This window comes from Paraburkholderia pallida, assembly GCF_004524855.1.
Classification (GTDB): Bacteria; Pseudomonadota; Gammaproteobacteria; order Burkholderiales; family Burkholderiaceae; genus Paraburkholderia; species Paraburkholderia oxyphila.
The window spans coordinates 25,978-51,622 of the sequence record NZ_CP038151.1; the positions used below are offsets into that span (position 1 = coordinate 25,978).

Annotated in this window: 24 protein-coding genes; 14 read left to right on the forward strand and 10 right to left on the reverse strand. The window is 57.9% G+C overall.

Translation table 11 applies throughout. The features are described 5' to 3' along the window. Positions 1-237: 237 nt before the first annotated feature. The 3 genes from E1956_RS35090 to E1956_RS35100 form a co-directional block, all read right to left on the reverse strand. Positions 238-417 carry a hypothetical protein gene (locus E1956_RS35090; protein WP_134758000.1) on the reverse strand — a complete coding sequence of 60 codons (180 nt, stop codon included), beginning with the start codon at positions 415-417 and terminating at the stop codon, positions 238-240. A 20-nt stretch (positions 418-437) separates the two neighbouring features. Continuing rightward, a complete protein-coding gene (locus E1956_RS35095) occupies positions 438-716 on the reverse strand; it encodes a hypothetical protein (RefSeq protein WP_167760225.1) in 279 nt (92 codons plus the stop codon). A gap of 73 nt (positions 717-789) precedes the next feature. Further along, the gene (locus E1956_RS35100) at positions 790-1,782 is read right to left on the reverse strand and encodes a helix-turn-helix transcriptional regulator (protein WP_232072295.1); all 993 of its coding nucleotides are present in this window, start codon (positions 1,780-1,782) and stop codon (positions 790-792) included. Positions 1,783-2,087: 305 nt separating this feature from the next. Between E1956_RS35100 and E1956_RS35105 the strand changes: the two genes are divergently transcribed. Beyond that, positions 2,088-2,564, forward strand: coding sequence for an RNA-guided endonuclease InsQ/TnpB family protein (locus E1956_RS35105; protein WP_232072297.1), 477 nt, complete (start codon positions 2,088-2,090; stop codon positions 2,562-2,564). 128 nt (positions 2,565-2,692) lie between these two features. Here the strand turns inward: E1956_RS35105 and E1956_RS35110 are convergent, their stop codons facing one another. Then, positions 2,693-4,177 (reverse strand): hypothetical protein, encoded by a 1,485-nt coding sequence (locus E1956_RS35110; RefSeq protein WP_197733007.1) that lies wholly within the window; start codon positions 4,175-4,177, stop codon positions 2,693-2,695. Positions 4,178-4,777: 600 nt separating this feature from the next. On the opposite strand from E1956_RS35110, the gene E1956_RS35115 reads away from it, so the two are divergent. Next, positions 4,778-5,593, forward strand: a complete 816-nt coding sequence (locus E1956_RS35115; RefSeq protein ID WP_232072299.1) for an RNA-guided endonuclease InsQ/TnpB family protein — start codon at positions 4,778-4,780, stop codon at positions 5,591-5,593. 68 nt (positions 5,594-5,661) lie between these two features. On the opposite strand, the gene E1956_RS35120 is transcribed toward E1956_RS35115, so the two are convergent. Further along, a complete protein-coding gene (locus E1956_RS35120; protein ID WP_134759506.1) occupies positions 5,662-6,840 on the reverse strand; it encodes a DNA cytosine methyltransferase in 1,179 nt (392 codons plus the stop codon). Positions 6,841-7,250: 410 nt separating this feature from the next. Here E1956_RS35120 and E1956_RS35125 point away from each other — a divergent pair, with 410 nt between their 5' ends. Beyond that, on the forward strand, positions 7,251-7,841 hold the full coding sequence (locus E1956_RS35125) for a hypothetical protein (RefSeq protein WP_134758003.1): 591 nt from the start codon (positions 7,251-7,253) through the stop codon (positions 7,839-7,841). 102 nt (positions 7,842-7,943) lie between these two features. Next, complete coding sequence (locus E1956_RS35130; RefSeq protein ID WP_134758004.1) at positions 7,944-8,840, forward strand: GIY-YIG nuclease family protein; 897 nt, start codon at positions 7,944-7,946, stop codon at positions 8,838-8,840. A 251-nt stretch (positions 8,841-9,091) separates the two neighbouring features. Here the strand turns inward: E1956_RS35130 and E1956_RS35135 are convergent, their stop codons facing one another. Then, positions 9,092-9,529 (reverse strand): hypothetical protein, encoded by a 438-nt coding sequence (locus E1956_RS35135; RefSeq protein ID WP_134758005.1) that lies wholly within the window; start codon positions 9,527-9,529, stop codon positions 9,092-9,094. Between the two features lie 439 nt (positions 9,530-9,968). Further along, positions 9,969-11,330 (reverse strand): DNA (cytosine-5-)-methyltransferase, encoded by a 1,362-nt coding sequence (dcm, locus tag E1956_RS35140; protein WP_134758006.1) that lies wholly within the window; start codon positions 11,328-11,330, stop codon positions 9,969-9,971. A 342-nt stretch (positions 11,331-11,672) separates the two neighbouring features. Between dcm and E1956_RS35145 the strand changes: the two genes are divergently transcribed. Continuing rightward, positions 11,673-12,653: an RNA-guided endonuclease InsQ/TnpB family protein gene (locus E1956_RS35145; RefSeq protein ID WP_335930036.1), complete on the forward strand. Its 981-nt coding sequence runs from the start codon at positions 11,673-11,675 to the stop codon at positions 12,651-12,653. Positions 12,654-12,767: 114 nt separating this feature from the next. Beyond that, positions 12,768-13,109: an H-NS histone family protein gene (locus E1956_RS35150; RefSeq protein WP_134758007.1), complete on the forward strand. Its 342-nt coding sequence runs from the start codon at positions 12,768-12,770 to the stop codon at positions 13,107-13,109. Positions 13,110-13,189: 80 nt separating this feature from the next. Here the strand turns inward: E1956_RS35150 and E1956_RS35155 are convergent, their stop codons facing one another. Further along, on the reverse strand, positions 13,190-13,405 hold the full coding sequence (locus E1956_RS35155) for an AbrB/MazE/SpoVT family DNA-binding domain-containing protein (protein ID WP_134758008.1): 216 nt from the start codon (positions 13,403-13,405) through the stop codon (positions 13,190-13,192). A 162-nt stretch (positions 13,406-13,567) separates the two neighbouring features. Here E1956_RS35155 and E1956_RS35160 point away from each other — a divergent pair, with 162 nt between their 5' ends. The 4 genes from E1956_RS35160 to E1956_RS35175 all read left to right on the forward strand — a co-directional run bounded on the left by E1956_RS35160 (position 13,568) and on the right by E1956_RS35175 (position 16,215). Continuing rightward, the gene (locus tag E1956_RS35160) at positions 13,568-14,041 is read left to right on the forward strand and encodes a hypothetical protein (RefSeq protein WP_134758009.1); all 474 of its coding nucleotides are present in this window, start codon (positions 13,568-13,570) and stop codon (positions 14,039-14,041) included. Between the two features lie 358 nt (positions 14,042-14,399). Beyond that, positions 14,400-14,672, forward strand: coding sequence for a DUF1488 family protein (locus tag E1956_RS35165; RefSeq protein ID WP_134758010.1), 273 nt, complete (start codon positions 14,400-14,402; stop codon positions 14,670-14,672). A gap of 87 nt (positions 14,673-14,759) precedes the next feature. Next, the gene (locus E1956_RS35170) at positions 14,760-14,990 is read left to right on the forward strand and encodes a tetratricopeptide repeat protein (protein WP_134758011.1); all 231 of its coding nucleotides are present in this window, start codon (positions 14,760-14,762) and stop codon (positions 14,988-14,990) included. Between the two features lie 922 nt (positions 14,991-15,912). After that, positions 15,913-16,215 carry a hypothetical protein gene (locus E1956_RS35175; RefSeq protein WP_134758012.1) on the forward strand — a complete coding sequence of 101 codons (303 nt, stop codon included), beginning with the start codon at positions 15,913-15,915 and terminating at the stop codon, positions 16,213-16,215. 562 nt (positions 16,216-16,777) lie between these two features. Here the strand turns inward: E1956_RS35175 and istB are convergent. Together istB and istA are read right to left on the reverse strand one after the other, a co-directional pair. Next, positions 16,778-17,536 carry an IS21-like element helper ATPase IstB gene (gene istB, locus E1956_RS35180; RefSeq protein ID WP_134758013.1) on the reverse strand — a complete coding sequence of 253 codons (759 nt, stop codon included), beginning with the start codon at positions 17,534-17,536 and terminating at the stop codon, positions 16,778-16,780. A 15-nt stretch (positions 17,537-17,551) separates the two neighbouring features. Next, positions 17,552-19,093 (reverse strand): IS21 family transposase, encoded by a 1,542-nt coding sequence (gene istA / locus E1956_RS35185; RefSeq protein WP_134759508.1) that lies wholly within the window; start codon positions 19,091-19,093, stop codon positions 17,552-17,554. Between the two features lie 400 nt (positions 19,094-19,493). On the opposite strand from istA, the gene E1956_RS47765 reads away from it, so the two are divergent. The 4 genes from E1956_RS47765 (at position 19,494) to E1956_RS35210 (ending at position 25,630) form a co-directional block, all read left to right on the forward strand. Then, the gene (locus tag E1956_RS47765) at positions 19,494-19,895 is read left to right on the forward strand and encodes an alkaline phosphatase family protein (RefSeq protein ID WP_134758014.1); all 402 of its coding nucleotides are present in this window, start codon (positions 19,494-19,496) and stop codon (positions 19,893-19,895) included. Positions 19,896-20,793: 898 nt separating this feature from the next. Next, positions 20,794-21,555 carry an RNA polymerase sigma factor gene (locus E1956_RS35200; RefSeq protein ID WP_134758015.1) on the forward strand — a complete coding sequence of 254 codons (762 nt, stop codon included), beginning with the start codon at positions 20,794-20,796 and terminating at the stop codon, positions 21,553-21,555. Next, positions 21,552-22,190: a hypothetical protein gene (locus tag E1956_RS35205; RefSeq protein ID WP_134758016.1), complete on the forward strand. Its 639-nt coding sequence runs from the start codon at positions 21,552-21,554 to the stop codon at positions 22,188-22,190. The genes E1956_RS35200 and E1956_RS35205 overlap by 4 nt, the downstream gene beginning before the upstream one ends. 8 nt (positions 22,191-22,198) lie before the next feature. Next, a complete protein-coding gene (locus E1956_RS35210) occupies positions 22,199-25,630 on the forward strand; it encodes a UvrD-helicase domain-containing protein (protein WP_134758017.1) in 3,432 nt (1,143 codons plus the stop codon). The last annotated feature ends 15 nt before the right edge of the window (positions 25,631-25,645 follow it).

The following is a 25,645-nucleotide window of genomic DNA, read 5'->3' on the forward strand; positions in this document are numbered from 1 at the left end:
CACCGGCCAATGCCGCACTCGGCGCTCTGCCACAGCCCCTGTAGCGTTGCATCGTTAATCAAAGCGGCCAGCATAACCTCATGAACGGCACGTCCTGAATCACAGCTGCAAGAAATCGATTCACAATTACGGCGCGCCTCGCATTTCCTACAGACCGCCACTGGAATGTGCGACACCAACCCATCTACGCACGTGAACCGTGCGCAGCGTGGCGCCCGTTTTGGCTAGCCATAGTGCCTACTTTCGCGGCTCCTTGCGTACCCCTTTGAACGGTTCGCCGTCCTTCTTCTGGTCCATGAAGCGCCCTGTTTCTCGGTCGCGCTTCGTCCAGTTCTCTGTCACCGGGTTGAACACCTGTGACCTGCCACGAACCGCTCCACGGCGCGCGTTGTCACCAATTGGTGGATTTTTTGCCATTGCTGAGCTCCCAAATCGGGTTAGACATCCATGTGGTGAGTCCAGCGCGGAAGACCACTTTTCGACAGGAATTCGACCAGCGAAGGGTTGCCATAGAACATGACTTTACTGCCCGAAGAATAAGCCAGCGCAGATTGATCGATCTTTAATGAATTGGCGCGAGCCTGAGCAGTCAACTGCGACAGGAGGATTGCGTTGTCCGACTCAGAACCTGAGCTCGAGCGGGCATCAAATACAGCAAAGTTAATCCATCCGCCGTTCTGTGCACGCTCACGCAGGTGCGCAAAATTGATTCGCATCCGTATCTCCCTGCCAGGCCTGTCCCAGCGTGAAAGACATGGTATCGAGGCTAGTAGCTCACGGACTGAGCCACTAACTCGCGTCCGTACGGTATTTTTCTGCTGCGGCGCACAAAATCGCGTGCATCCTGTTCCGGAGTTCGGGTGGCCCGAGCACTTCAACCTGATCGCCGTGGCGAAGGAGGTCCATCAAGAGCTCCTGGTCGCTAGAATACGGCACCTCCAGCAGGTAGCTACCGTCGTCCAGCCACATGCTGGTCTGGTTTTCGTGCCACACTTCCTGTGACACCCACTGCGCCCGTTGAGCGGTAAATTTCAGTGTCGCGGTATGCTCCGCCTTCCCGGCGAAGATTCCGTACCCTCCCTGGAAATGCTCCGCCATCGCCGACTCGTCAACCTCGATTGCAGCTTTGTCAACGACATACGCCGACTCAATCGACTCCAACGAAAATGACCTGAGGGCAGCGCGCATATGACACCACGCGTCCAGCAGCCAGTTTTCCCGGTAGTGCACGAGTTGGATCGGCGAAATCTCACGTTCACTCACTTCATGCTTTTCCCGATTCCAGTACCGGATGCAAAGGCGCTTCCGGTCAAGAACGGCACTAGCCAGTAGCTGAAAATTTCGGGCGTCCACCTTTCGGCTCGCGAAGTGGATGAGCTTGACTCGCCGGTCGATTGATTTAGCAGAGTACGCACCTTGGCCGAGCATCTCGCGAAGACGCGCCCGGAGCGGCCCGATGTGCTCTTCAAGCAGGCCAGGCTGCACGCCCTGCAGAAGATGTAGCATCGTGAGCAGCGCGAGAACCTCAGATGAACTGAACCAGAGGCCCGGGAGCTCGAACGGACCACCACCCGGCAGTTGGGCATCCTTGATTACATACCCACGTTTGTGCGTATCCCATTCGAGGGGGCAGCCGAGGCGATCCCGCAGAACATCGAAGTCCCTTTTCAGCGTCGCCCGCGACACCTCGAGGTCGAGCATCAGCTCCTCAATCGTGACCGCTCCGCGCTTCCGGATACGCTGCACAATCTTGTGAATTCGTTCGGCGTTTTCTTTTGACACTCGCCCCACTCCGCGTATTGGCAAAATGTACTAGGCCGATCATCCGAACACGGTGTGGCCACCCTGTTGTTTTGCCCCGAAATAATTCATCAGGAGCCGCCCCTACTGATCCGTCCGGCCGGCTAGCCACCCCACCCCGTCAGCAAGACCAAATCAAAATCGGCGTTGAGGACGAGGAAATGAACCCAGCACGACCCCGTACCTTCCCGTGGCCCGAAAACAGCCGACAGCCAAACTGTATCCTATATGCAAGAATCGCTGTGACGCGCATTGCAGCGTTGCCCCCCCTACCGCCATGAAAACCATTGGTTGCGCAACGCGCCCGGAAGACGGAACGCGTACGGGCGCTCCACGCAAAGGTCAAGAATTCACGGAAAGACCAGTTGCACAACCTTTCCACGGCGCTCGTCGAGGAGTACGGCGCCATCTTCATCGGCAACGAGAACGCTTCGGCACTCACGAGAATACGGATGGCCGAGTCCGTGCTCGACGCGGGCTGGAGCCTGTTCCGGACCATGCTGCAATACAAGAGCGATGTCGTAAGCGTATGGTTCGATGAGGTCGATGAAGCCTATTCAACCCGGACCTGCAGCCGGTGTAACAGGCGCACCGGCCCGAACGGCCTGGAAGGTCTTGGAACGAGAGAGTGGGCCTGCCTCGAGTGTGGCGCGTATCATCATCGCGACATCAATGCGGCAGAGAACATTTGCGCGGCGGGATGTCGCCGTCTAGCAGTAGGAATCCCCGTCCGACCTGCGCCTTGCGCGGCAGCCGCAGGCTGAGGGCGGGGAGGACCTCAAAGCAGAAGTGTGTCTTTCCAGGCGGCGTGCAGTGTCTTCGGCACTTGATTCCCAAGCGACGACCACACCCGGCTGCACTGTCACATACCAGCGTTTGCTGAGGGCATCACCTAACGCTTCTGCTTTTTCCTCTTCTTGTCCTCTTTTCGAGCCTCTTGCGCCATCCTGCGTCGTGCCGCCCGATTCATCGGGGAGCCTGATTCGAAGTCATAGAATTTCGGACCGCCAAACTGGAAAGGCATCGGGAACTCGTGAGCTTTCTTACCGAAGTACAGAACATCCGTGGCCGGCGTTTGAAGCACATCGAGTTCCTCCATCGCGCCCTTCCAAATAGCGGACTCCTCGGGGCTCATCGGTCCAGTAAGATCGACGTACAGGAAGTCATGAGAAGCCACCTTCTCGGAGAATGGCTCAGATGCAATGCCAACCGCTTCGGTCACGTGTGGAAAGCGCGTTTTGACGCCGTGGCAATAGGCAAACAATGTGGCCGTCCGCATCTCTCTGTAAGCCTGGTAGGTTACATCCGGCGGCTTGGGAGCGGTCAGAAACACATACGCGCGAGACATGTTGTCGCCGCTCAGGGTGACGCGCGCGAACTTCTTTCCGGGCTCGCTCTTCGAGAGCGCGAAGCGAAAGTTCATTGCAAGCTCGCGCCTTGCCAATCGCGACTCTGCCGCGAGAGCCCGCAGAATTCGCTCGTGGTCGATGGTCGCCGGTGGCGTCTCGGGGAGACCAATCGCTGTCCCCGCGCGAACGAAAGACGCCTGGTACTCTATGAGCGCGTCCCACATGTAGCTGCCCTGGTCAGCATCACGCTTGGCCGCTCGTTGAGGGCTCAACTGATAGAATCGCCAATCCCCCTCTAGGATGGTGACTGAATCAGTGCCGGGCGGCACCTCGGGCAAGGCGTGGCGTCCGTTATCCAGCGTGCACATGTAGCGAGCCAGCAACTCTTCCTCACCAGCAACGTGCATAAGAACGCCGTTGGTACTGAAATAGCGCTCCTTACAGGCTAGGTAGTCGACAAGGTCAGGAACAGTGTCAAGTTCGTCCAATAGCGCATCTACCGTCACTTCATCGAGGACGTGGACAAAACGACGTCCCTTTAGCGGGAAACCTACTTCGAATGGGTGTTGGTAATGCTCTTGGCCCTCAAGCATGCTATTGAGCATCACGCTGCCGCTGCTGCCGCCGCCGAAGTACCGGGCCGCAGCCTCATGCCCACCTCGTGTGACGGCAACCAGAAAATAGCGGGCTTCACTTGGCCCAGGAAGAGCGACAGGCAACCTCGTCTGACATGCCTTGTCAACGAACACGCGATTCGGGAACCGGCGCAGGAAATTTTCGGCCCCTGCAAGCTGCTTCGCTGACTTCTCGATAGCCCGCTTGTACCACCGCTGCCAGGCAACCCCGATACGCTCCGCCGACTGAAATGCGCAGTGCTTGTCGGAGAACAGCAACACGTCATTGCCGAAGACCACCAGCAGGTCCGTCAGCTCCTTGCCGTCCCCCTTGCCTCCCCGCTGCCCTTCGTCGCTGTACACGTTCGCATAGCTCCAAAGACTCAGAAACGCCTTGCGGGCGAGCCGAGCCAAGACACGCTCCGAATCGGTCGTGCCTTGCGCCTCAGCTGCCATTTCCCACGCAGTCTTAATGTTCTTCTCCGACTTCTGATTTCAACAGCTTGTCTCGGTCGATTACGAATCGAATCCTTGCGAGCAACCTGCACCTCCCGTTTACTCGCATTGCGGTTGCTGCACGGTCGCCGCACATACCGGTGAACAAGGCCGGCTGGCAGCGAACCGAATCTAGAACCGCATGATTCTGTAGCGCGGCATGTACGGTACGCTAAGATAACCTGAATACGCACAATGGTAGCTACAAACGCGGAGAAACAAAAAAATGATCCAATTTGTAAGCAACGACCTCTGGCCAACTATCCAAGAGATTGCATCGACAGCCAGTCGTCGGCGCGCTGCCGTCGCATATGCAACCGAAGATAGCCTACTCCCCCGCGGTCAGGATGACTTGCTAATAGTAGATGCATCAGATTCCGCAATATCGAGCGGCCGTACGGATGCAAAGAGCCTTGAAAGGTATCTGGATGGCGGGGTTCAAATGACCAGCGTCGGAAATTTGCATGCAAAGGTCATCATCCTGGATGATATCGCAGTCGTCGGCTCTGGCAATGTGTCTTGGCGTTCGGCTCCCGTCGCTCGCTGGGCTGGATCCCGTTCAAGGCCAGTGCCTTGCGCTACCGGATTGGGCAGGTATTCTTCGCCGGCAAGGCGCTCTCGCTGTGGGACAGCTACGGCCTGTCGAAGTATGAGCTCGGTGCCGGGAACCTCAGCGAGGACGCACGTGGTCGCTGGTACCTGAACGTGACCATCAAGGTCGAGAAGACGCCCAGGCCGGCGGCCGGTGAGATCGGGAAGCCGGTCGGAATTGACCTGGGCCTGAAGGACTTCACGGCGACCAGCGGCGGCCATGTCATAACCCTCGAGAGGCACTACCGTAACTTCGAGAAAGAGGTCACAAAGGCGCAACGCGCCCGCAAGAAGGCACGGGTACGTGCGCTTCACGCAAAGATTAAAAACTCACGGAAAGACCAGTTGCACAAGCTTTCCACGGCGCTCGTACAGGAGTACGGCGCCATCTTCGTCGGCAACGTGAACGCTTCAGCGCTTGCAAGGACACGGATGGCGAAATCCGTGCTCGACGCAGGCTGGAGCCTGTTCCGGACCATGCTGCAATACAAGAGCGATGACGCGGGCGTATGGTTCGATGAGGTCGATGAAAAATACTCAACCCAGACTTGCAGCTGCTGTAACAGGCGCACGGGCCCGAGGGGTCTGGAAGGTCTTGGAATAAGGGAATGGGCCTGCCTCGAGTGTGGCACGTATCATCATCGCGACATCAATGCGGCAGAGAACATTCTCGCGGCGGGACGTCGCCGTCTAGCAGTAGGAATCCCCGCCCTTTCCGCGCGTTGCGCGGCAGCCGCAGGCTGAGGGCGGGGAGGACGTCAATTCCAAAACTACGATTCCACTCGTCAATGCCCTTTAAGTATGCTGGCGAATCAGGCGTGAATGCACTCCTGAATGCACCGGCCAGCAACCACTGCCAGTTGTGCAGGCACCGCATTGCCGAGCTGCCGCATGGCCTGACTCCAGGAGCCCGCAGGCTCGAACGTATCCGGCATGCCCTGTAGCCGGGCGACCTCACGCACCGTAAAGTACCGAGGCGCACCGGTACAGTCGACTAGCATATTCTCGCCACCCGGTACTCCATGACTTCCGGCTTTGACCGCTTTGGCTGGTTCGTCAATGGGGCTTCCTTCATGGCCGGGATAAATCCTTGCGCCTGTGCGAAATTCGTGCAATGAAATGCTGGTCCCACCTGTCGGCTCACCTAGCCCAACGAAGGCATCGCGGCAGGTCAGCCAAGGAAGCTCTCGCGGCTCGAGGCCCGTTCGCTCCAGTTTATGAAGAACGGCCAGTTCAACCCGCGATGTTGGGCCGCAATCCGGCCGCAGCATACCGTGCTTCTCCCAGTACTGTCCGGAGACCCATTTTTCCCAAACTAGGCGTTCGACACTATGGGTTCGACGAGGAAAAGGAGTCAGCACGCCACAGTCTGCGCGAACGCCGGCAATGAGCACTCGCTCCCGCTTCTGGGCGGCACCGTAGTCTGCTGCGTTGACTGAAATTACAGCCACTTCATACCTGTCCGGTGCATTGGATTCAGTCTCACCACCGCGTCTTAGGTCACTGAGTATGCGTGCGAGATACTCGCCAAAAGCAGGTCTAAGCAGGCCCTTGACGTTCTCGAACAAAAAGCCGCGCGGCCGAATCTCCCTAACTGCCCGGAGGGCTTCGGGCCACATATCGCGGGGGTCATTCTCCCCGCCCGCGCGTCCGCCCCTCGAGAATGGTTGGCACGGCGGACCGCCGGCGACGATGTCGACTGCGTCCATCCGGCTCCAATCGACGGTCCGAACGTCCGCTTCAATTACTGACAGAGGCTGTTCATACCAAGAACCATGAAAGCGGCTGCGAAGGGTCTGGCAGGCGACAGGATTGAACTCAACCATCCATTCATGTCGGAACCCGGCTTGCTCGAGACCAATCGCCATCCCTCCACAGCCGGCAAACAATTCGCCGCACGTAGGGACATTGACATTCGCTGGTGCTAACAGTCCTTCCTCGGAGGACGTCTTTTGCAAGCCGGAAAGAAATTGCGAATCAGCAAAACACATCACACGAGCCTTCTTTGTCGAAAGCTCGTGTAGAAGCTGTATTTATTCCGTTAGCCGACCACGTTGACGCAACGAACCCAAGCGCATGTGAACCAATGCGACAACTGCCCAGTTCGATGCCGCGCGACGAGCCAGATGGCTACTTCATGAGACCGCCGAGCGCCCCCTATCAGTCAATTGACTATCGAATACATCTCACGTCCGACTCGGTGCAATCGCAAACCGGCACTGCCTTCCGCCTTCTGTTGCGGACACGCGAAATATAAATAAATGGATTTTTTCGAGAAAAATATAATCATTTATACAAATTCAACTTATACGTTGCACAAAGCAAATTGACATAATATCTTCTCAATCAACCCATGTCGCGCGCCGACAATCCTGATTAGCCATTTAAAATATTCATCAATATGGAACGCAGAAACGATAACCACACGATTAAAATTCAGCAGTCTGTAATCAGTGACGTGATCTCATATTTGAAGGTTTGCGAAATTCCCGCCTCCTTCATCAATCCTCGTCTGGTGCAGCTCGCGCTCGAGGCGTCGTACAAGCCACAACTTGTCTTCTGGCGCGCACTGGATCGTGCGACCGTTTTGCGTGCACTTGAGAGCTATGCTCCGGGATTCAAAAACTCTCTCTCGTTCGTTGAAGAAAACGCTTACGAAATCCTCGTCGACCGGATTGACCGTATTCTCGACTTCCGCTTTCGGGACGAGCTGAACGCAGAGATTTTGCTCGCCGCCCCTCCCGCCAAACGTAAAAATCCCTTCAAATACCTAACCCTTCAGCTTGTGGCTCGCGGCGAAGTCGAGCGGGCTAAAGACCTGATTGCGGACAAAGCGATGGGGCCGCGTGCTGCGCTCGAACTCGTCGAGGCACAGCTTGCCGCCAAGAAAGGTCGCCCGTTCATGACCGAGTTGATGCAGGAAGCCATCGTGACCAGCCACGCATTCATCGTTGACCGGCCCTTCGACGCCGTTGAGGCTGAGGACGATTAACGACTTCGCTGTCGCCGGCTCTTCACTAGCGCGCGACAACCTTCCAATGCCCCAGTCCGCGCGAGCGGGCCCAAGACGAACCAGACGAACACTGTTAGAACAATGACCTTCAGACCGCAGACGATTCAGATTTTTCTCCCGAGCGGCGATCCACGCGGCATTCGCGTCGCCGAAATTACCACCCGTATCGTGCAAGCCATCGATGTCCCGAGAAGCCGCATCTCGGAATTCCTCGAAATGCGCGAAAGCGAACGCCTCTCTCTGTATATTCTCGTCGGAGAGGCTGACGACGGCTCGGGAAATCTCGCCTACATTGGGCAAAGCGGTGACCTACGGAAGCGGCTCGCGGCACACAATAACGAAAAGGACTTCTGGCAACGTGCGCTCGTGCTCTCAACTCGAACGGAGAGCCTTACCCAAACGCATGCGCTGTTCCTTGAGAATCTCCTGATTCAGGAAGCGAAAAACGCCGGCCGGTATCGCACGGACAACTGCAACGGTGGCACCAGACCACACGCACCTGCTCCGCTGGCCGCCGACTGCCTCGAGATTTTCGATACCGGTCGCACGCTCGTTGCTTCGTTAGGCGTACCGTTGTTTGAGCGGCTCGGCAACCGCGAGTCGGTCGAGAAGGCCCAGGCACTGCTGTTCTGCAAGCGCTCAAACACTGCCGCATCAGGCTACTATACGGACGAGGGATTCGTGGTGCTACGCGGTTCGATTGGCAAAGCTGAAATCGGGAAGGGATTTCAAAGTCATTCGTTCGCGAGGCTGCGCGATGAATTGTTACAGCAAAAGAAAATCTCAATCCAGGATGGCGTCTTGGTCTTTGACCAGGACGTCTTGTTCACGTCACCGAGCGGGGCCTCCGCAGTCGTCTGTGGGACTGCGTGCAACGGCTGGCTTGATTGGAAGGACCAGCGCGGCATCACCTTGCACGAGCTTAAGCGCAAGGATGAAATCGACCAAGCCGCCCGCATTCTTCGAGCGGCCGCTTAGCAAATTTGGTGCGCTCCCCAAGTGATGCAGCGACGCGACAATGGACGCCATTAAGTTCTTCGCTGGCGTCGGCTGCATTCGTGTGGGCATGAAGGTCGTTCGCCAGATATACCGGATGGTCGAGCTGACTATCCCGACAGACCGACCGTTTTCCGATGACAGCGTGCGACAGCCACCGGTACGAATACATCCCCGCGACGCACACGTCCCAAAAGTCGCCGTGTCCTTCACGCGTTGAGCCAGGTCAGGCATTAGCGATAGCCGAGTAAAAAATCTGCCCAGTCATGCGCATATGCGCGGCCGTGTCCGGGAATTGCGGACCCGGCGAGGTTGTGCCTGAGGAAGGTTCGTGCGGGCTCTGGTATTTCATCTAGCAGCACATATCGCACGCCATCATCGCGCACATGCACGGTCACAACGGGCAGCGTCGGGCGCTGCGGGAGCTCCTCTTTGCCGTCATTTAACGCGGCAGAGACGCCGCGCGCTACCAAGTGCCACACCGAGGCGGACCATCGCGGATAACTACATACGTGTGCTATGTCACCGACATCACCGAGTAGTTCTTCTTGCAGGCGCACCTCGTAATCCGCCAGTTCTCCCGAGCGAATCCTGCAGATGTCGCCGCTCGCAACAAGACGTTTGCCGCTTTGCCGCCCCCCGGGCCAGAGCTCCACCGTAATCCGAAGCATTCATTTCTCCATGCGCAGGACGCAAGCCTTTGATTCAAATAGAGGCGCATTCGTTGTCGGCATGCTACGGAACAACGCCAGACCATAGTAGAACGGGCGTTTCGAAGCTGGCAACTGTTATGTTGTGTAGCAACTGTATAGCCTATGCAACTTTACCGGCCGAGCGCCGCAAATCTACCTACACGCAGCTCGCCGCTCCCTGATGCGACGCCGTTTCACCAGCACACAGCGGCGCAAGGTAGTCGCAGTTTGTGGCTTAAATGGCTAGTCAAGGCCGCTGTCGAACAGTCTCGACGGCCGACGCGCACCGAACGGTGACACGTTGTGGACGACCGTCCATTTCAAACGCTTACCAGTGAGCCGAGAACAGATGTCACTTCTCGGCCCCGGATGGAATGCGCCGGCTCGGCACAAGCACTCACGGAGTTCCCGACCTTGCTTAGGACATGATGTCCGCCGGAAGTGAGGCCTCGATGCACCTCTGATGCTCGGCAAACAGAGCTTCGCCGATACGGCGAATCATGGGGACCACCAACGCATTTCCCATCAACCGTGCGCGTGTAACGTCACTGATACCTTCGAGTTCCGTGAAGGCGCGGGGGAATCCGTTGAGACTTTCCAGTTCCTCCGGCGTGAGACGTCTGAGGCGTCCAGACGCATCGCGGATTGCATGTTTCGTTCGCGACGGAGTGGTCCCGCCTTCTGAGGTGATGATTGTACGGCTCGGTCGGTCAAGCGCATCGGGGAATGCCATCGCACCCTCCGAATAGTTGTATTGGAAGCCATTCGCATCGCGCGGAGTCGATTTTGCCGCTTTTGCCTGAAGCCAACGAGCCTCCTCTTCCGGCCTGATGTAGAACTCGGATGGGACAAGGCCGGTCTGCCGGACGATATCGCCCAGCGTCAACGCCTCTGGTCGTCCTGAGAAAAGCGTGAAGTCCTTGATGACAGCAGCCTTCGCCGTGCACGTATAAACATCCCCACCGAGCATCAGACCAATATTGCCGAAGCGCGAGCGCCCGTTCGAAAGAGACCGATACGCCAACTGTTCGTTCAGTGGTTCCGGGAGAACCGATAACGCGGCCTGCACTGCGTCCAGAGGGTTCGTCAAGGTACACGGGAACGCGTTGTACAACAAAGTTTGCGTGAGCGGTGTTTTCCCTATCTCCGACGCTGCACCGCACAACCTTCGATAGATTCCCGTAGTCTCATGGTAGGCGACGATATAAATTCGCTTGCGACGTTGCGCATGCCCATATTCGGCTGAATTGAGGACACGCCATTCGGCCGCGTAGCCCAGCGCCCTGAGCGTTGACAGAATGACTGCAAAATCTCTACCTCGACTACCAACAGGGCTCGAAATCAGACGGTCGACGTTTTCGAGCATCAAGTACTTTGCGGGTCGATTGGCATTGTTGCGCTGCTGCAGAAGTTGCGCAATGGACCACCACAGCGCGCCTTTCTTGCCGGCGAGTCCTTGTGACTGTGACAAAGGCCTTGCTACTGAGTAATCCTGACACGGGAAGCCCGCACAAATGAGGTCAATCTCGGCGTCTCGCACCCGTGCACGCCCCCCTTCGGATGAGAGAACCGATTGGATGTCTTCATTCAGATGCGTACCTTCACTCCAGTGTTTCTGATAGACCATGCTCGCATGCTGCACGCGTGTCGATGGCTCGTATTGGCAGCTAAGAGTAAAGTCAAACGGCGCACCATGAACTCCTTCAAGCGCCAGACGGAATCCTCCGACACCAGCAAAAAGGTCAACGACATGCAGTTTGGGGGTGTTACCTTGAGACATCCTGTTTCCTACGTTTGTTAAAGGAAACAGGTATTGCGATCAGTTTTATCCGGGTCCCGCGCCCACTGCGAAAGCTCGAGTCACGAAGCACTGTCCAAAGATTTATCCGCCATTGGGCCTGAAGACCTTGGCCTTCAGGCCGGGGATGAAAGGCTGGTGTAGACAGCGAAGCAGGAATCGCGTGATTTTCAACGGGGAAACGGCGACGTGCCTATACGGAGAAACAACCGTATTGGCACATGTCCCTCACCACCCGCGTCCTGCGCTTCAGACTCAAAGACAAACATGCAAAGCTGTTGCGTGTACTCGCGCGCGAGGTCAACTTCGTGTGGAACTACTGCAATGAGCTCTCCCGAGCAGCGCTTCCTGTCGGGCTACGATTTCCATCCGTTCACCCGGGGCGCGGGCAAGGCCGGACTGCACCTGCACTCGCAGACTCTCCAGGCCATCGGCGAAGAGTATGCGGTGCGTCGGAAACAGGCCGGCAAGACCCGGCTGCGCTGGCGCGCGTCGGGCGGACCCCGCCGCTCGCTCGGCTGGATTCCGTTCAAGGCGAGTGCCATCCGGTATCGCAACGGACAGGTGTTCTTCGCAGGCACGCCGCTGTCTCTGTGGGACAGCTACGGTCTCTCCCGGTACGAGCTTGGTGCCGGGAACTTCAGCGAGGATGCACGCGGCCGGTGGTACCTGAACGTGACCATCAAGGTGGAAAAGACGCCGAAGCCCGCCACCGGCGAGGTCGAACGTTCCGTGGGCATTGATCTCGGCCTGAAAGACTTTGCCGCGACGAGTGACGCGAGAGTCATCACGCTGGACCGGCACTATCGCAAGCTCGAGGCGGAACTGGCGAAGGCCCAGCGCGCCCGGAAGAAGGCGCGTGTACGCGCACTTCATGCGAAGATCAAAAACTCCCGGAAAGACCAGTTGCACAAGCTTTCCACGGCGCTCGTCCAGCAATACGGCGCCATCTTCATCGGCAACGTGAACGCTTCAGCGCTTGCAAGGACACGGATGGCGAAATCCGTGCTCGACGCAGGCTGGAGTCTGTTCCGGACCATGCTGCAGTACAAGTGCGATGACGCGGGCGTGTGGTTCGATGAGGTCGATGAAAGATATTCAACCCAGACCTGCAGCTGCTGTAACAGGCGCACTGGCCCGAAGGGCCGGGAAGGTCTTGGAATAAGGGAATGGGCCTGCTTCGAATGTGGCGCGTATCATCATCGCGACATCAATGCAGCAGTGAACATTCTCGCGGCGGGACGTCGCCGTCTAGCAGTAGGAATCCCCGTCCTTCCCGCGCTAAGCGCGGCAGCCGAAGGCTGAGGGCGGGGAGGACGTCAACCACGGCTAAGGTGCTGGGTGCTGATGTGTTATTCTGGTGGTATGCGACCTGCGTTTTTCTGCCTACGAAATGCATGTCGAGTGGAGCATACTTAGATGGACGAGAGAAAACGTGAAAGTATTGTCGCCTACCTGCGGCGACGGATGGCCGAATTCGGAATTAAGCCGGAAGACGTCGCCATCTCTATTGCAGCTGACCAAGAGCGGCTCCGAGCAGTTCGCTACAGGGACGCCGCCGGACACACTTGGGACGGCAAAGGTGCTGCGCCTCAATGGCTGGTGCAAGCGACCAGCGCTGGCCAATCACTCGAACATTTTGCAATCAGCGGGACGCCGCAACCAGAGTCAGGGAAGCGCACCCGTGTTGATTGGCGTAATGACCCGTTTGCTGGCACCAGACTGGCGACGATCAGCAACGAACGCGTCGGAGCTGCCTGAGATTTGCCTCCCGTATGCGCGGATTGTGGGCATTACCGCCATCGTCAACGAAGAGCGCTCGTCATCGCGATAACCATCTTTTAGTCGCGCCATGGATTCATCTCTTCGATATTGACTGTTTCACTCGACTCCAGCATTCCCGCCAGTTCGAGAACGGACCTCGATTTCGCCCGCACCAAGATACATCCGTCTGGCAGCAGGACCCAATTCAGTCGTGTACCGGGCTTCGCACGTAGGGCCTTTCTGACTGCAACCGGCACGGTAGTCTGGCCCCTTGAGTTAATTGTCGATTCCACCGCAATCCTCCCCTTAAGCCTGTCTTAATTGTGGGCGCCCATCATTGTCGCATACACGTCCACGGTCCACTGTCTCGCCGCCAGCGTATCGGCCGTGAATTTTTCCAGCGAGCGTCGCGTCGGTGGCGGGCCTGAGAGTTACTGTTCGACATTGAAATCAACATGCCTGGTAAATCACGAACCCGTAAACATGCCCGGCCGGCGATGTCACCGTTGCTGCGCGCACTTACTTTCAGTCGGGCTGCACATGAGCCCATAACCCAAGCCATGCTGCTTCAGTGTTACACGGGCCTGGACGCCTTTCGGCGAGGGCGTGGCTCGCGCGAACTCTTCACGACTTTGGAGCGACAACTTTTGATTGCAGAGGAGCTATGTCGGCTCGGATACTATCCAGACGAAATTGCGGACATCCAAGAAGCCCGCGCGGCGATGATGCATATCGACGCTGGCGAGAAGGAAAACGGCGTCTGGGTGATGGGTGACGGTGACTACGCTTGGGTATGCATAGCGTTCAACCTCTTCGGTCGCCAGCTTTCCGTGGCGTCTCTTGATGGTATTGCCAAGGCTGAAGCGCGGATGGTGGAAGGCTTGCTCAAGACCAAGCAAAGAACCGCTGCTGCAGAAGTCACGCCGTGACTGCCGTTCGTCCGACAGCAGTTGCCTCAACAGAAACAACGCTATTCGCAGTGAGCCTCCCGCGCACTGCATGCAACGCTCGCAGCGCTCATCTGCCTACGCAGCGGGCCGCGAGTCGACACGCGCGGCACCCAGACTACCATTCTTCTCGAATCATGCGGTTCCTTTAGGTTGACGAGCAACGCGTGGGCGCTCGACCTGATAGCGCAGGTTCTGAGCGCTTCGTCAGTTTCGGGTCCACCGCTCATATCACCTGCTACTGCCCTCGCGCGTTATGATTAGATGTATTCAGCAGATGCGACACGACACATTTGATTGTTTGCGGCCGCCATGCCCGCACACTTAAAGCGCACTAACCATGGACTCCACCTTCGCCGCCGACGTCAGCCTTTCCGCAGATGGAAAGCTTGTCCTTTTCTTCATATCTGCGCATAACCAGTCGGTGCAATGTTCAATCAGCCGCGAGGCTCTTGAGCAACATTTCTGGTTGCCGGCCGGCGCGAACGACGCGCGCACATTGAAGGCATTCGCCGACGGGCGGCAGCGCATTACGGCGGCGGCCGAACGGCGGATGCTCAAGTCATCTGGCGCCCCAATAGCATTGAACACAGCAGAATTTGCGAGGCAATGACGTAGCCGTCGCGGCACACGACCCGCAAGGTTGTGGAGTGACTGAACTCAGCGTAGGTTTGCGGTGTGCTTGTTCGCAGGAGCCCATATGACGGGAAAGAAGGTCTCGGCGGAAGCATCTGCCCTCGAACGTGTGGTGAGCGCTGCGCGGGAAGCACAGGCGGCGTCCCAGCGGTTAAAAGCGCACTACGCGCAGGCCCCCGATGAACAACCGTCGACACTCGAACTGGCGCGGTTTGCTGCTGCCATGCAGGAGCTGAAGGAGGCGCGAGAAGCTTTCGATACATTGGTCGAGCAGAGAGACCCGCCATCGCGCTAAAGGACGCCTCCCGTCTGCGATGGACCTCGCGCAAGACTTTTGCAGCCTTCGCGCCTCGGGTCCCAGACATTCGCTCGCGAGCGCCGACAGCGGTCGGCTTCGCTACGGTTGAGCCAGCCGCACATGTTTCGTCGGCCGCAACTGGCAGAACGTGAACGCCTCACGAGCCGCGACGTCGCGCCAGGCGATACGCCCGCAACGGCCCAATCCGCAGCGATGCATTCAAACGCAGGAATTTAAAAAGGCACGTGAAGCGCCTGATGTGGCTATTGAACAAATGGCCATGGCGGGACTTTCTTCATATCGTGGCCTATACGCCGGCGGCCGAAGCATCGGCGCTGACCATGTCGCCGCAGTGACGGCCTCACAGCGGCCTTCCTGTGTGGGCCTCCGTTTGCGATTAAAGTGCGCGCGACACTATTGGTCGCAGAATTGCAACGGTGAATTGCCGGTCGATACCTCACCCAGCCGCCCTCAAGCAGCTAGACTGCAGCCTAGGTCTTATATAAGACTGGCAATCGGAGAGGCCGGAAGTGAAGCGAATCGTGTACCTGCTAGCTTCAGTCATTGCTCCCCTGCTGAGCACAAGCGTCAGCACGGCTGCGCTTGGCTATAGCTTAAGTTTCTGGATGGTCGCACATGTCCCGCCGCCCGACATGCCTCCGCCCTATGCTCAGCGTGCCGAGCAGCAATAGCTCCTCGACGCCACTGCACGCCCGGTGCCGGATTTGCCGTCGTGAAAATGCGATGGTGGCTTGACTGCCGCCGCGTACACGCCGGCGGTCTTTTGCGCGCGTTGAGGCGCTTCCAATTGCTCCCCAAGTTTTTTTGGTCTCGTGCTACCGGCGCTAACCTATGACATGCTGTTGCTGGACGCCTTCGCGCCTTAGCGATATCTTTTGGAACCTCGCACGGAGACGCCATGCGCCCGACTGTCGACACCATGACTGAAGTTCTCGCCGACCTCTTGCGCATCGACCCAATTGACTACGGTGATTTGAAGTTCGAGGAGCCGGAATTGTGCCGGCTTGTGTTAAGCACACTCGTGGCAAAGCACGAGGCGCTGCGAGGCAGCGGCATGTCGGCCGTAAACGTCAATACGACCTACCTATTGACGACAGCGGTGCTGATGCTCGAGAACCTCGTTCTCCGTGCGCGCCTTCTCATGCGGGCGGGCGAGCAGGTCGACGTCCATGCACTGCTGGACAGATACTCGATACATTAACTGTCCACCTTTCGACGTAGGCACGCCGCGCGGAGTCGCCTCGGCACCGAGCGACCGCCAACTATCACAATGGGCCGCCGGCAGGTGTCCTCAGCGAGCGCGTGTCCCGACGTCGTTCCGCTGCCAGTTCTTCAGCGCCCTTCATCCCAAGTTGGTGACCCACGATGCAGCCGCCACCTGCGCCAGCGACGGCATGATGGCCGGCATAGTGCCCAACCGCGCCACTAACCAGACGCAGACCGCGAAAACGTTCAGAAGACGTAGGGGAGCAACACTCGCGAAATGCCGATACAGTTATCGCGTTCCGCGAAAATGACGTCCCGGAAAGACGACAGTTGCGCCTGTCAATGGATGAGACGTACCTGCCGATTACGGTCAACTGAAAGACGGTAGCGCACCGCTCGGCTCAGTGCAGCAGACCCGTTTGGGCGCACAGGTTGCGTATTCCACGCAAATCGAGCAGCCATACCACGGCAAAGCGAGCAGGCATTCCACGCGAAGTCGAGCGGAGATTCCACAGCAAAGCGAGCGCTGCGGACGTGGCGACGCGGGGTGAGTTCTTTTACTCCTTCTCGTCTTCGATGGTCAAACCATTTCGGCGCTTGCGCATCGATTCGCCCGATAGCGTGAGTCGATGCGCGTTGTGAACCAGTCGGTCGAGAATCGCGTCGGCAAGCGTTGGATCGCCGATGGCGGCATGCCAGCTGTCGACCGGGATCTGGCTGGTGACGATCGTCGAATGCCGGCCGTGCCGGTCGTCGAGCACTTCGAGCAGATCGCGCCGCGCCGGATCCGACAGCGGCGCCATGGCGAGATCATCCATGACGAGGATGTCGGTCTTTGCCCATTGCGCGAGCAGCTTCGCGTAACCGCCGCTACCGTGCGCGATGGCCATCTCCTCGTTGAACTTCGGCATGCGTAGATAGCAGGCTGAGAAGCCCTGACGGCATGCCTGGTTGACCAGCGCGCATGCAAGCCAGCTTTTGCCAAGGCCGGTCGGCGCGACCAGAATGACGTTCTGGTGCGCCCGTATCCATTCGCCAGTGAGCAGTCGGGCGAGTAAAGTGCGGTCGAGGCCGCGGGGCTCGCGGTAGTTGATGTCTTCCGGTACCGCGTCAGGGAAGCGCAGCTTCGCGCGGCGCAGCCGCGCCGTAAGAAGTCGTGACTGACGTTCACTTGCTTCGCGTTCGACGAGCAGTCCGAGGCGCTCCTCGAAGCCGAGCTGATCGATGCTGTTCTGGGATTGCTGTTCGGCCAGCGCCGCAGCCATGCCGAACAGGCGCAGCTCGTGCAGCCGCTCAACGGTCGGGTGATGCAGCATGTCAATGCTCTCCTTTCAATGGTAGTAGGACGGCCCGCGCACGTTGGCGTGCACGAGTGGCAGTTCGGTCTGGGCGACGGGCGCATCGGCCTTGCTCTCCAGACCATTCTTCAACGTTGAGGCGATGAAGTGGTAGTTCGGCGCTTTCAGATCAATGGCGCGCCGGCAGGCGGCTTCCAGCCGCGCGCGGCCGTAGTCCTTGCCCATGCGCAGCACGCCCAGGCAGGCGCGGTAAGCCTGCTGCGGATGTTGGCGACCGCCGAGCAGGTGTTCGATGACTGCAGCGGTGTGCGGACCGATGTCGGTGGCCCAGATGATCAGCCGTTGCGGATTCCACTCCGTGGTGGCGGCCCGATGATTCGGCGGCATATGTGCAGCGATCGTGGTGTGATGGCCACTGCGCTCGCTCTTCGCATGCGCGGCTATACGCTGACCGCGCAGGAAGATCTCGACCGTTGTCTTCGTATGACGCACGTCGACCTGCTCGCGGGCGTGGCAGTACGAGACCGAGTAATAGTGTTCATCGAGCTCGACGTGGTAGTCGATGCCGACACGCGCCACCTTCCACTGTGCATACTGATAAGGCCTTTCTGGCAGTGGCCGAAGTGCCGGGCGATCGAGTTCCTCGAAGGCGCTGCGGCGGCAGCCGGACAGCTTCTTGAATGGCCTGTTGTTCAGTTCGACGAGCAGCGCGGCGATTGCGCGATTGGCTTCGTCGAGGCTGAACAACCGCTGGTTGCGCAGTCGGGCCAGAATCCAGCGCTGTGCCAGGAGCACCGACTGCTCGACCTTCGCCTTGTCGCGGGGCCGACGTTTGCGTGCCGGGATGATCGCCATCGAGTAATGGGCAGCCATCTCGCCGTAGGTCCGGTTCAGAACCGGATCGTAGAAGTCGGCCTTGTGTACGCCGGACTTCAGGTTGTCGGGCACCAGGATCTCGACACATCCGCCGATGTAGTTCAACGCGCGCACATGCGAGCCGATCCAGTCCTCAAGCTGCTGGGTCCAGGTGACTTCGGCATATGTGTAGTTCGATGCGCCGAGAGTCGCGACGAACAACTCCGCCTCGCGGATCTCGCCGGTGTGCGGATCAACGATACCGAGCCTGTTACCCGAGTAGTCGATGAACAGCTTCTCGCCGGGCGTGTGTGTCTGGCGCAGTGTGACCGGCAGGGCCGCCGCCCAGCGCTCGTAGTGCTTGCAGAACCAGCTGTAGCCGTAACCTTCGGGCTCCTGGGCCTTGTACTCGTTCCAGAGCAGGTCGAGTGTTACGCCTCGCCTGCCAAGCTCACGATGCACCAGCGGCCAGTTGGGTAGCGGGCGTGTCCGGCTCAACGACGGTGGCGGCGGAAACAGCAGCGCCTCGAGCGCCGCGTCGTCCATCGACATGGCCTTCCCGAAGTCCAGTTGTGCACGCCGGGCGCGATCCAGGTAGTCCCAGACCGTCGCGCTCGAAGCGCCGATAGTTGTCGCGATCTCGCGCTGGCTACGTTCGCACACGAAACGCAGGCGCAGCACTTCCCTGATTTGACGCATGGATAACCTTTTATTCGACATTCGCCCGCCGGACAAAATCGTCGAGCGTGCCATGGTTATCCGCGTCGCCGTTCCTCCAGCTTACTGCTCGGTTACGCGTGGAATCCCTGCTCGGTTTGCCGTGGAATTGGCGCTCGCTTTGCTGTGGAATCCGTGCTCGGTTTCCCGTGGAATCAGCGTTCGGTTTGGCGTCGAATACGCACACAGGTGGAGGGTTTCCAGCAGTAACCGTTGAGTCCGCACAAACCTGATCATCGCGTTTTAAAAAGGTGGCTACACCCGATATCACACAGGAGATATCGGATGCGACTCTTATCAATTGGCGAGACGGCGGCAGAACTGGATGTTGCGGTAAGTACCCTGCGTCGCTGGCATCGGCAGGGACACCAGCTTCCGGTACTGAACTTTCTGGCGCGACAGTATGGCGTGTGCGACAACTGGTTCGCATCGTGCGCAGCCTCCGGGACCCACCGAGAACGCGCGGCTGAAGACACACGGCTTTGCATTTGACAGGCTGGGGGTACGTGTACCTGGGATCGTCGTTTCTCCCTTCGTGCGGGCTGGCACCATCGACCATTCGCTATACGACCATACCTCGATACTGAAAACCACAGATCAGCTTCTCGGACTCCACGGATCGCTGAACCTGACGGCGCGTGTGAATGCTGCCAATGACTTTTCGAAGATGTTAAGCCTGCCTACCCCTCGACTCGAGATTCCACCATGCCCTTCACCTCTCGCTGTGAGTAATGACTCGAGACCGTCGAGTGAAGGCGCCCCTCGGGCAAAGGACCCGTTCCTTCCCCTGTACGCTCATCACTAGAACACGCACTTTGACTTAGTGTTGACGTCCTCCCCGCCCTCAGCCTGCGGCTGCCGCGCACGGCGCGGGAAGGACGGGAATTCATTCTGCAAGACGGCGACGTCCCGCCGCCAGAATGTTCACTGCTGCATTGATGTGACGCACGGCGCATTCTTCGCCGATGGCCTGGAGGGTCTGGGAGTGTCGGCCCAGTCCCGCCGTGCCTGCCCCGGGTAAACGGATGAAAATTGTAGCCCGACAGGCAGCACCACGTATTGCTCGTCACCGCACAAAAATTATGCGATTCGGATCGCATTCAAATCTCACAGGTGTTCCCAACACCGCTTATCCCCGACCGCCGGAATGCCGGTTGGCTCATGGCCGAGAATAAATTCGGTGGCTACTCCATATTAAAAACACTTTTTCTTCGAGAACTCATGATCCTTATCTGCTCAACAGTTCACAATATGTTAGCTATGGCGTTTGGCGGGAGAACTGTTATGCGTGCCGTCCGCCGTCCACGGACGGCGGCAGTGTGCCTGCGGCACTTGACTCCCAGTGAGCGCACCTCAAGCTAGAAGTCAGACAGAGACCGCAAAATGCAGTTTGCCGAAAATCCGGCCCCTTTTCTGGATAGGCTCACGTCCGGGTTGCGAGTGGCGGTCAGCGTATCGCGGGAGTACCTGCCTTCCCCCCCGGTGCTGCCAGCTCGGCATGTTTCCTCTGACTCGAAGCCCGCAGTTACGGCTGAGGCTAGTCGTTTCTTGACGGTTGCGCGTGAGTCGGGGCTCTCGGAGGACGAAATCAAACGACGCTCGAATGAGGCGCGTGGGCGCCTGGTGGGCGGGTCGAAAAAAATTTGCCGGTTTTAGGGTGCCTGGTCGGTTTACCGTTAGGGCGCTCGTCAGTGGAGGACATCTTGCCAAAGCCTTTAACACGAAAAAATTCTAAAGGCGAATCTTTCGATCGCCTTTCTACTGTCGACGATGATATCGCCCGTTGGGAGGTGGTCGCCGTAGAGGTGGTCGCAAGTGCGGCACGCAATCTCAATCATCGTGCCGGCGATTACATCAAGAACGAGGTCCTTCTCAGCATGCTGCGCGCAGCCGGGAAGAACGAGCGAGGCAAAGACTACTATGCGCTCTTCCCCGTGTTTATGGTGCGTGTCAAGTTGTTGATACGACAACTGTTCGCGCAGCATCCCAATCTCGACGAATTGGTCGAGGAAACCAGCTCGGAACTCGCGGCTCAGTTGGCTGAAGATGCTGCCAACGCGACCGACGACACACTGGATTTCTTCGAGGTCCGTTTCGGAAATGCGCTGAAATTTCTAGTACTCAGCCACCTCGAGAAAAACCAGCGCTGGTATTCGAAACATCAGACTGAAGAGGACCCTTCCGAGGACGGCGATCACTTCGATGTCACTGCCGTGGACGACAGCCATGAGCTTACCGGCCCGGAGAGGGCCGCTTTTGCCATGCAAATCGATCGCGTGTTCCACGCCCTGACGGATGAGGAGCGTGCGGTGGTGGCGCTACGCTACCTGGACGGGATGAAAACAAGTTCAAACGACGAAGGTGAGCAAACAATCCCAAAAAAGCTCAACCTCAGCGAGCGTACTGTCCGCAACCGCCTCACGAGTGCCATCAAAAAGCTGTCGAAATTCAAGGAGCGTCCATGAGTCTCATTAAAAAATCGTCTCCTGTACTGCGCGAAGTATTAATGCAATTTTCCGTTGAACAGGACATACCGGACCGGAGGCTTCTCGACTTCTATGTCGAGAAGTATCCTCAATTTGAGCATCAACTGAAGAGTCTGGCGTCACAGCTAATGGATGATAGTCTGAGCACAGACGCATGCGAAGATGAGAAGAACAACATTGACTCGCACGATATCGAGGAAGCAGCGTTAGCAGTGAGCTTATTCCAGACTCGATTCTTTGAGGAAACTGGACGTATCTTTGGGCAATCTGAGGAAGATGCCACAACAATCGAAAATAGATTAGGTTCGCTTGCAAAGCAAGCCTATAGGAATCTTGCGTCCAAACTTTGCATAAACACGCTCGTCCTTAATCAATTGCGTGACCGGGAGATAGACGCCAAAACAATCCCCCAGCGCTTTGTCCAGCGATTTGCATGCGAAATGCATTCAAGCGTAGAAGCGATTCTAAGATTTCTCAACTTGCCGCCGGTCATATCGCCGATGGCAAGTTTCAAGGCTAACGACAAGCCACGTAGCGAGACAAAGGAAAGCTTCGAACAAGCTTTGAAGAACTCCGGGATGAGTGAAGAACAAATCAGGTCCCTTCTCGACTGAGGACGACAATGAATTCGTTTCGTGGAGCAAGACAACGAGCTGCCGATCTGCACGAAAAGTTAGTCGCGGGTGGCGTAGATCCCCTTGATATCACGGCCCTGGCGGAAGCCGCAACGAAGGACTGTCAACTTGAGATTGTTCTTCTTCCTGCTGGACACAAACAGCTTAAGGGCGCAAAGGGTGTCCTTGACCCGCAAAGTGGCGATATCTACGTCGAGGAAGGACCGTCAGCCATAGAAAGGGCTGCGATAGCGGCTCACGAGGTTGGGCATGCATGCCTGCATGTCGAGCATCTTTTCTGTACTGAGGCTGATACGGCAGGCGCGACTGCTCATCCAGGCTCGTCCAGAGCCGGCAAGCTTGGAGATTATGGTCCGCACGAGCGACGTGAACTCGAGGCAAATGTGTTTGCTCGAGAACTGCTGCTACCTCGTGAATTTTGCCGGCGTTTGTATCTCGAGCAAGGAATGAGTGTCGCAGACATTTGCACTGCGACCGGACTACCTGGCAGGCTGATCAAGCAGCAGTTGCTTGATGCGCTTCTGCTTCCACCCCACCCCAATCCTTCAGGTGCACCACAAGCGATGAATGCCGTGGGCCTTGACCCGTCCCAGGAGGCGGCCGTTGCACACCGCTCGACACCCTTCCAGTTGATTGCTGGTCCCGGTACCGGCAAAACCCGAACTCTCATTGCACGTATCCTCGGCCTCGTCGCGGATGGTGAGCTCCCAGAGTCAATTCTCGTGCTTACCTTCTCGAACAAGGCTGCAGGCGAAATCATGGATCGGTTGCAGGAAGCGCTTGGGGAAAATGCGCGGAAGGTTTGGGTCGGGACCTTCCATTCCTTCGGGCTTGACCTGGTACGGCGCTACTACGACCGGCTGGACCTGCCCCCAGATCCGCCGATCTATGACCGGAGCGACTCCATCGACGCGCTTGAGGAACTGCTCCCGGTGCTGCCTCTACAGCACTACTACAGCCTGTCAGATCCCGCAAAAGTGTTAAAGGATGTGCTTGTCGCCATTTCGCGAGCGAAGGATGAGCTCATTGACCCGCAGGCATATCGACAGCTGGGCGAACAGATGCGAAGTGCCGCATTTGCGTCTGCGGATCCGGCAGCAGCGGAAGCAGCCGACAAGAGTCTCGAAGTAGCGACCATCTATGACGAATACCAGAAGATGCTGAGGAGCCACGGCGCGGTCGATTTTGGTGACCTCGTCATGCACCCCGCCCGCCTCCTAGCCAACGATGCCGAAGTCCGTCAACAAGTTCAGGAGCGCCATCGCCATGTGCTGGTCGATGAATACCAGGACGTGAATTACGCCAGTGTGCAGTTGCTGAAGGGCATCGCTGGCGTCGGAAACCGGCTTTGGGTAGTCGGCGATCCGCGTCAGTCGATTTACCGGTTTCGTGGCGCTGCGCCGGCCAACATGTCGAACTTCAACGCTGACTTCACGAAAGCGGAACAGTCGCGGCTCGAAGTCAACTACCGCTCCACGACAGAAATCGTGGACGCTTTTGTGAACTTTGCCAGCTCGATGGGCGCCTCGCGGGGCATCTTGCCACTCGCGCTCGAAGCCAACACGGGTGACAGCAATAGGCCGATCTATCTGACGACGGCGCCCACGCTCGAAGCAGAAGTTGATGCCATCGCTTCGAACATTCTCGCCCGGCACAAGGACGGCTACAGTTTCTCGCAGCAGGCTGTGCTCTGCCGAACAAATTCGAGGCTGGCCTTGATCGCAAATGGCCTCGAAGCTCGAGGGATTCCCGTCCTCTATCTCGGTAGCCTCTTTGAGCGTAGCGAGATTCGCGACCTGCTTTCGCTGATGAGTCTCGTGGTCGAAAGATACGCCGGCGGCCTGATTCGTGTCGCGACCATGCCGAGATATCAGATGTCGCTTGAGGATGTCACTGCTGTTATCCGGCATGCACAGCAGAACGACTTGCCACCGCTCGGGTGGCTACGACCCGATACATCGATTGACTCACTCTCTCCAGAAGGCCTGGCTGCGCTGGCTACGTTGCGGCAGGACCTCGATAGTCTTCCGTTCGAGTCACCATGGGAATTTCTGAGCGGCTATCTGCTTGAAAGGTCGAACATCGCCAGCGACCTGGCAACCTCGCAGACGGCTCCAGACCGCATGCGAGCAGTGGCCGTCTGGCAGTTCCTCGAATTTCTCAACCAGCCGGCACCAAAAAAAGCAGGACATCCTGTGCAGCAATTGCTCGACCGCATCAGGCGGCTGATTCTGTTGACGGAAGAACGCGATCTCCGTACCGTTCCCGATGAAGCGGCCCATCTCGATGCAGTGCGTCTCCTGACTGTCCACGGAAGCAAAGGCCTGGAGTTTGACGTGGTGCACCTTCCAGGACTCTCCACTTCCAGCGTACCTTCAAACAAGCGCCCAGACAGATGCCCTCCGCCTGACGGGATGATCAGCGGCTACGCCGGGTTGACGGCGAAGGAGGCTCGAGACGTGTCGCACACCGATGAGGAGGAGTGTCTGTTCTTTGTTGCGCTCTCTCGAGCTCGCCAGCGTCTCCATCTGTATCGCTCGGAGACACAGAAAACGCAACCTCGGTCACCTTCTCACTACCTCACCCGCCTTGGTAGCAAGATCAAGCCAGCGGTCGCCGAACCATTCGCATCGGCGATTGCAACCGAACAATCGAGCCAACCTCGTGTTCGTTGGCCCGCCCAGCTGACCGTAAGCCAGACATGGTTACACTCATACAATAAATGCCCCCGTCGGTTCTTTTACAGCTACGTCGTCGGCATTCTGACTGCGCAGCGAAACAGCGCATTCACACGAACGCATGACTGTGTCCACCGCCTGATTAACTGGATCGGTGAGCACCCCGAAATTGGCCCAGCAGACGAGGCAGCTGTCGCGGACGAGTTTGAACGGCTGTGGAATGAGCGCGGACCGGCCGGGCACGCCTATGCAGACCGCTATAGCGCCCTTGCGTATCGCATGGCGCAGCAGCTCCTTGCCTTCAAGGCGAGCGCCGCGATATCGGCTGCGCCGCATGTTAATGTTCCTTTCGCAAGCTCAGCAACCAGTATCCGCGTGAAGGGGCACGACCTCACACAGGTCGGAGGCGGGCCAAGGACTATCCGGTACGTCATGACGGGGCGCATTCCGAAGAAGGAAGACGAGGAACTCAATGCAACTATGTACCACCTCGCCGGGCGTCAGCAATTTGGCAGCAACTACGCCCTCGAAGTGGTGTCGCTGACCACGGCAGAGCGAAGGGTCCTCGAGACTACGGACAGGAAGCTGCAAACACGGGCCGACAAATGCAAGCAGATGCTCTACGCGATGCGTCGTTGCGAGTTTCCTGTCAATCCAGATGATATGCGCTGTCCCCGGTGTCCGCATTTCTTCATCTGCGATGCGACGCCCGGCGGGGAGATTGACCCGAAAGATACCTGAATCCGGCTTGCCGGT

Excerpts from the sequence above, each read along its gene's own strand:
- E1956_RS35090 (WP_134758000.1), bottom strand. The coding sequence starts at position 417 with ATGGCAAAAAATCCACCAATTGGTGACAACGCGCGCCGTGGAGCGGTT.
- E1956_RS35095 (WP_167760225.1), bottom strand. The coding sequence starts at position 716 with ATGCGAATCAATTTTGCGCACCTGCGTGAGCGTGCACAGAACGGCGGA.
- E1956_RS35120 (WP_134759506.1), bottom strand. The coding sequence starts at position 6,840 with ATGTGTTTTGCTGATTCGCAATTTCTTTCCGGCTTGCAAAAGACGTCC.
- E1956_RS35125 (WP_134758003.1), top strand. The coding sequence starts at position 7,251 with ATGGAACGCAGAAACGATAACCACACGATTAAAATTCAGCAGTCTGTA.
- E1956_RS35130 (WP_134758004.1), top strand. The coding sequence starts at position 7,944 with ATGACCTTCAGACCGCAGACGATTCAGATTTTTCTCCCGAGCGGCGAT.
- E1956_RS35135 (WP_134758005.1), bottom strand. The coding sequence starts at position 9,529 with ATGCTTCGGATTACGGTGGAGCTCTGGCCCGGGGGGCGGCAAAGCGGC.
- dcm (WP_134758006.1), bottom strand. The coding sequence starts at position 11,330 with ATGTCTCAAGGTAACACCCCCAAACTGCATGTCGTTGACCTTTTTGCT.
- E1956_RS35145 (WP_335930036.1), top strand. The coding sequence starts at position 11,673 with ATGAGCTCTCCCGAGCAGCGCTTCCTGTCGGGCTACGATTTCCATCCG.
- E1956_RS35150 (WP_134758007.1), top strand. The coding sequence starts at position 12,768 with ATGGACGAGAGAAAACGTGAAAGTATTGTCGCCTACCTGCGGCGACGG.
- E1956_RS35160 (WP_134758009.1), top strand. The coding sequence starts at position 13,568 with ATGCCTGGTAAATCACGAACCCGTAAACATGCCCGGCCGGCGATGTCA.
- E1956_RS35165 (WP_134758010.1), top strand. The coding sequence starts at position 14,400 with ATGGACTCCACCTTCGCCGCCGACGTCAGCCTTTCCGCAGATGGAAAG.
- E1956_RS35170 (WP_134758011.1), top strand. The coding sequence starts at position 14,760 with ATGACGGGAAAGAAGGTCTCGGCGGAAGCATCTGCCCTCGAACGTGTG.
- E1956_RS35175 (WP_134758012.1), top strand. The coding sequence starts at position 15,913 with ATGCGCCCGACTGTCGACACCATGACTGAAGTTCTCGCCGACCTCTTG.
- istB (WP_134758013.1), bottom strand. The coding sequence starts at position 17,536 with ATGCTGCATCACCCGACCGTTGAGCGGCTGCACGAGCTGCGCCTGTTC.
- istA (WP_134759508.1), bottom strand. The coding sequence starts at position 19,093 with ATGTCGAATAAAAGGTTATCCATGCGTCAAATCAGGGAAGTGCTGCGC.
- E1956_RS47765 (WP_134758014.1), top strand. The coding sequence starts at position 19,494 with ATGGCGTGTGCGACAACTGGTTCGCATCGTGCGCAGCCTCCGGGACCC.
- E1956_RS35205 (WP_134758016.1), top strand. The coding sequence starts at position 21,552 with ATGAGTCTCATTAAAAAATCGTCTCCTGTACTGCGCGAAGTATTAATG.
- E1956_RS35210 (WP_134758017.1), top strand. The coding sequence starts at position 22,199 with ATGAATTCGTTTCGTGGAGCAAGACAACGAGCTGCCGATCTGCACGAA.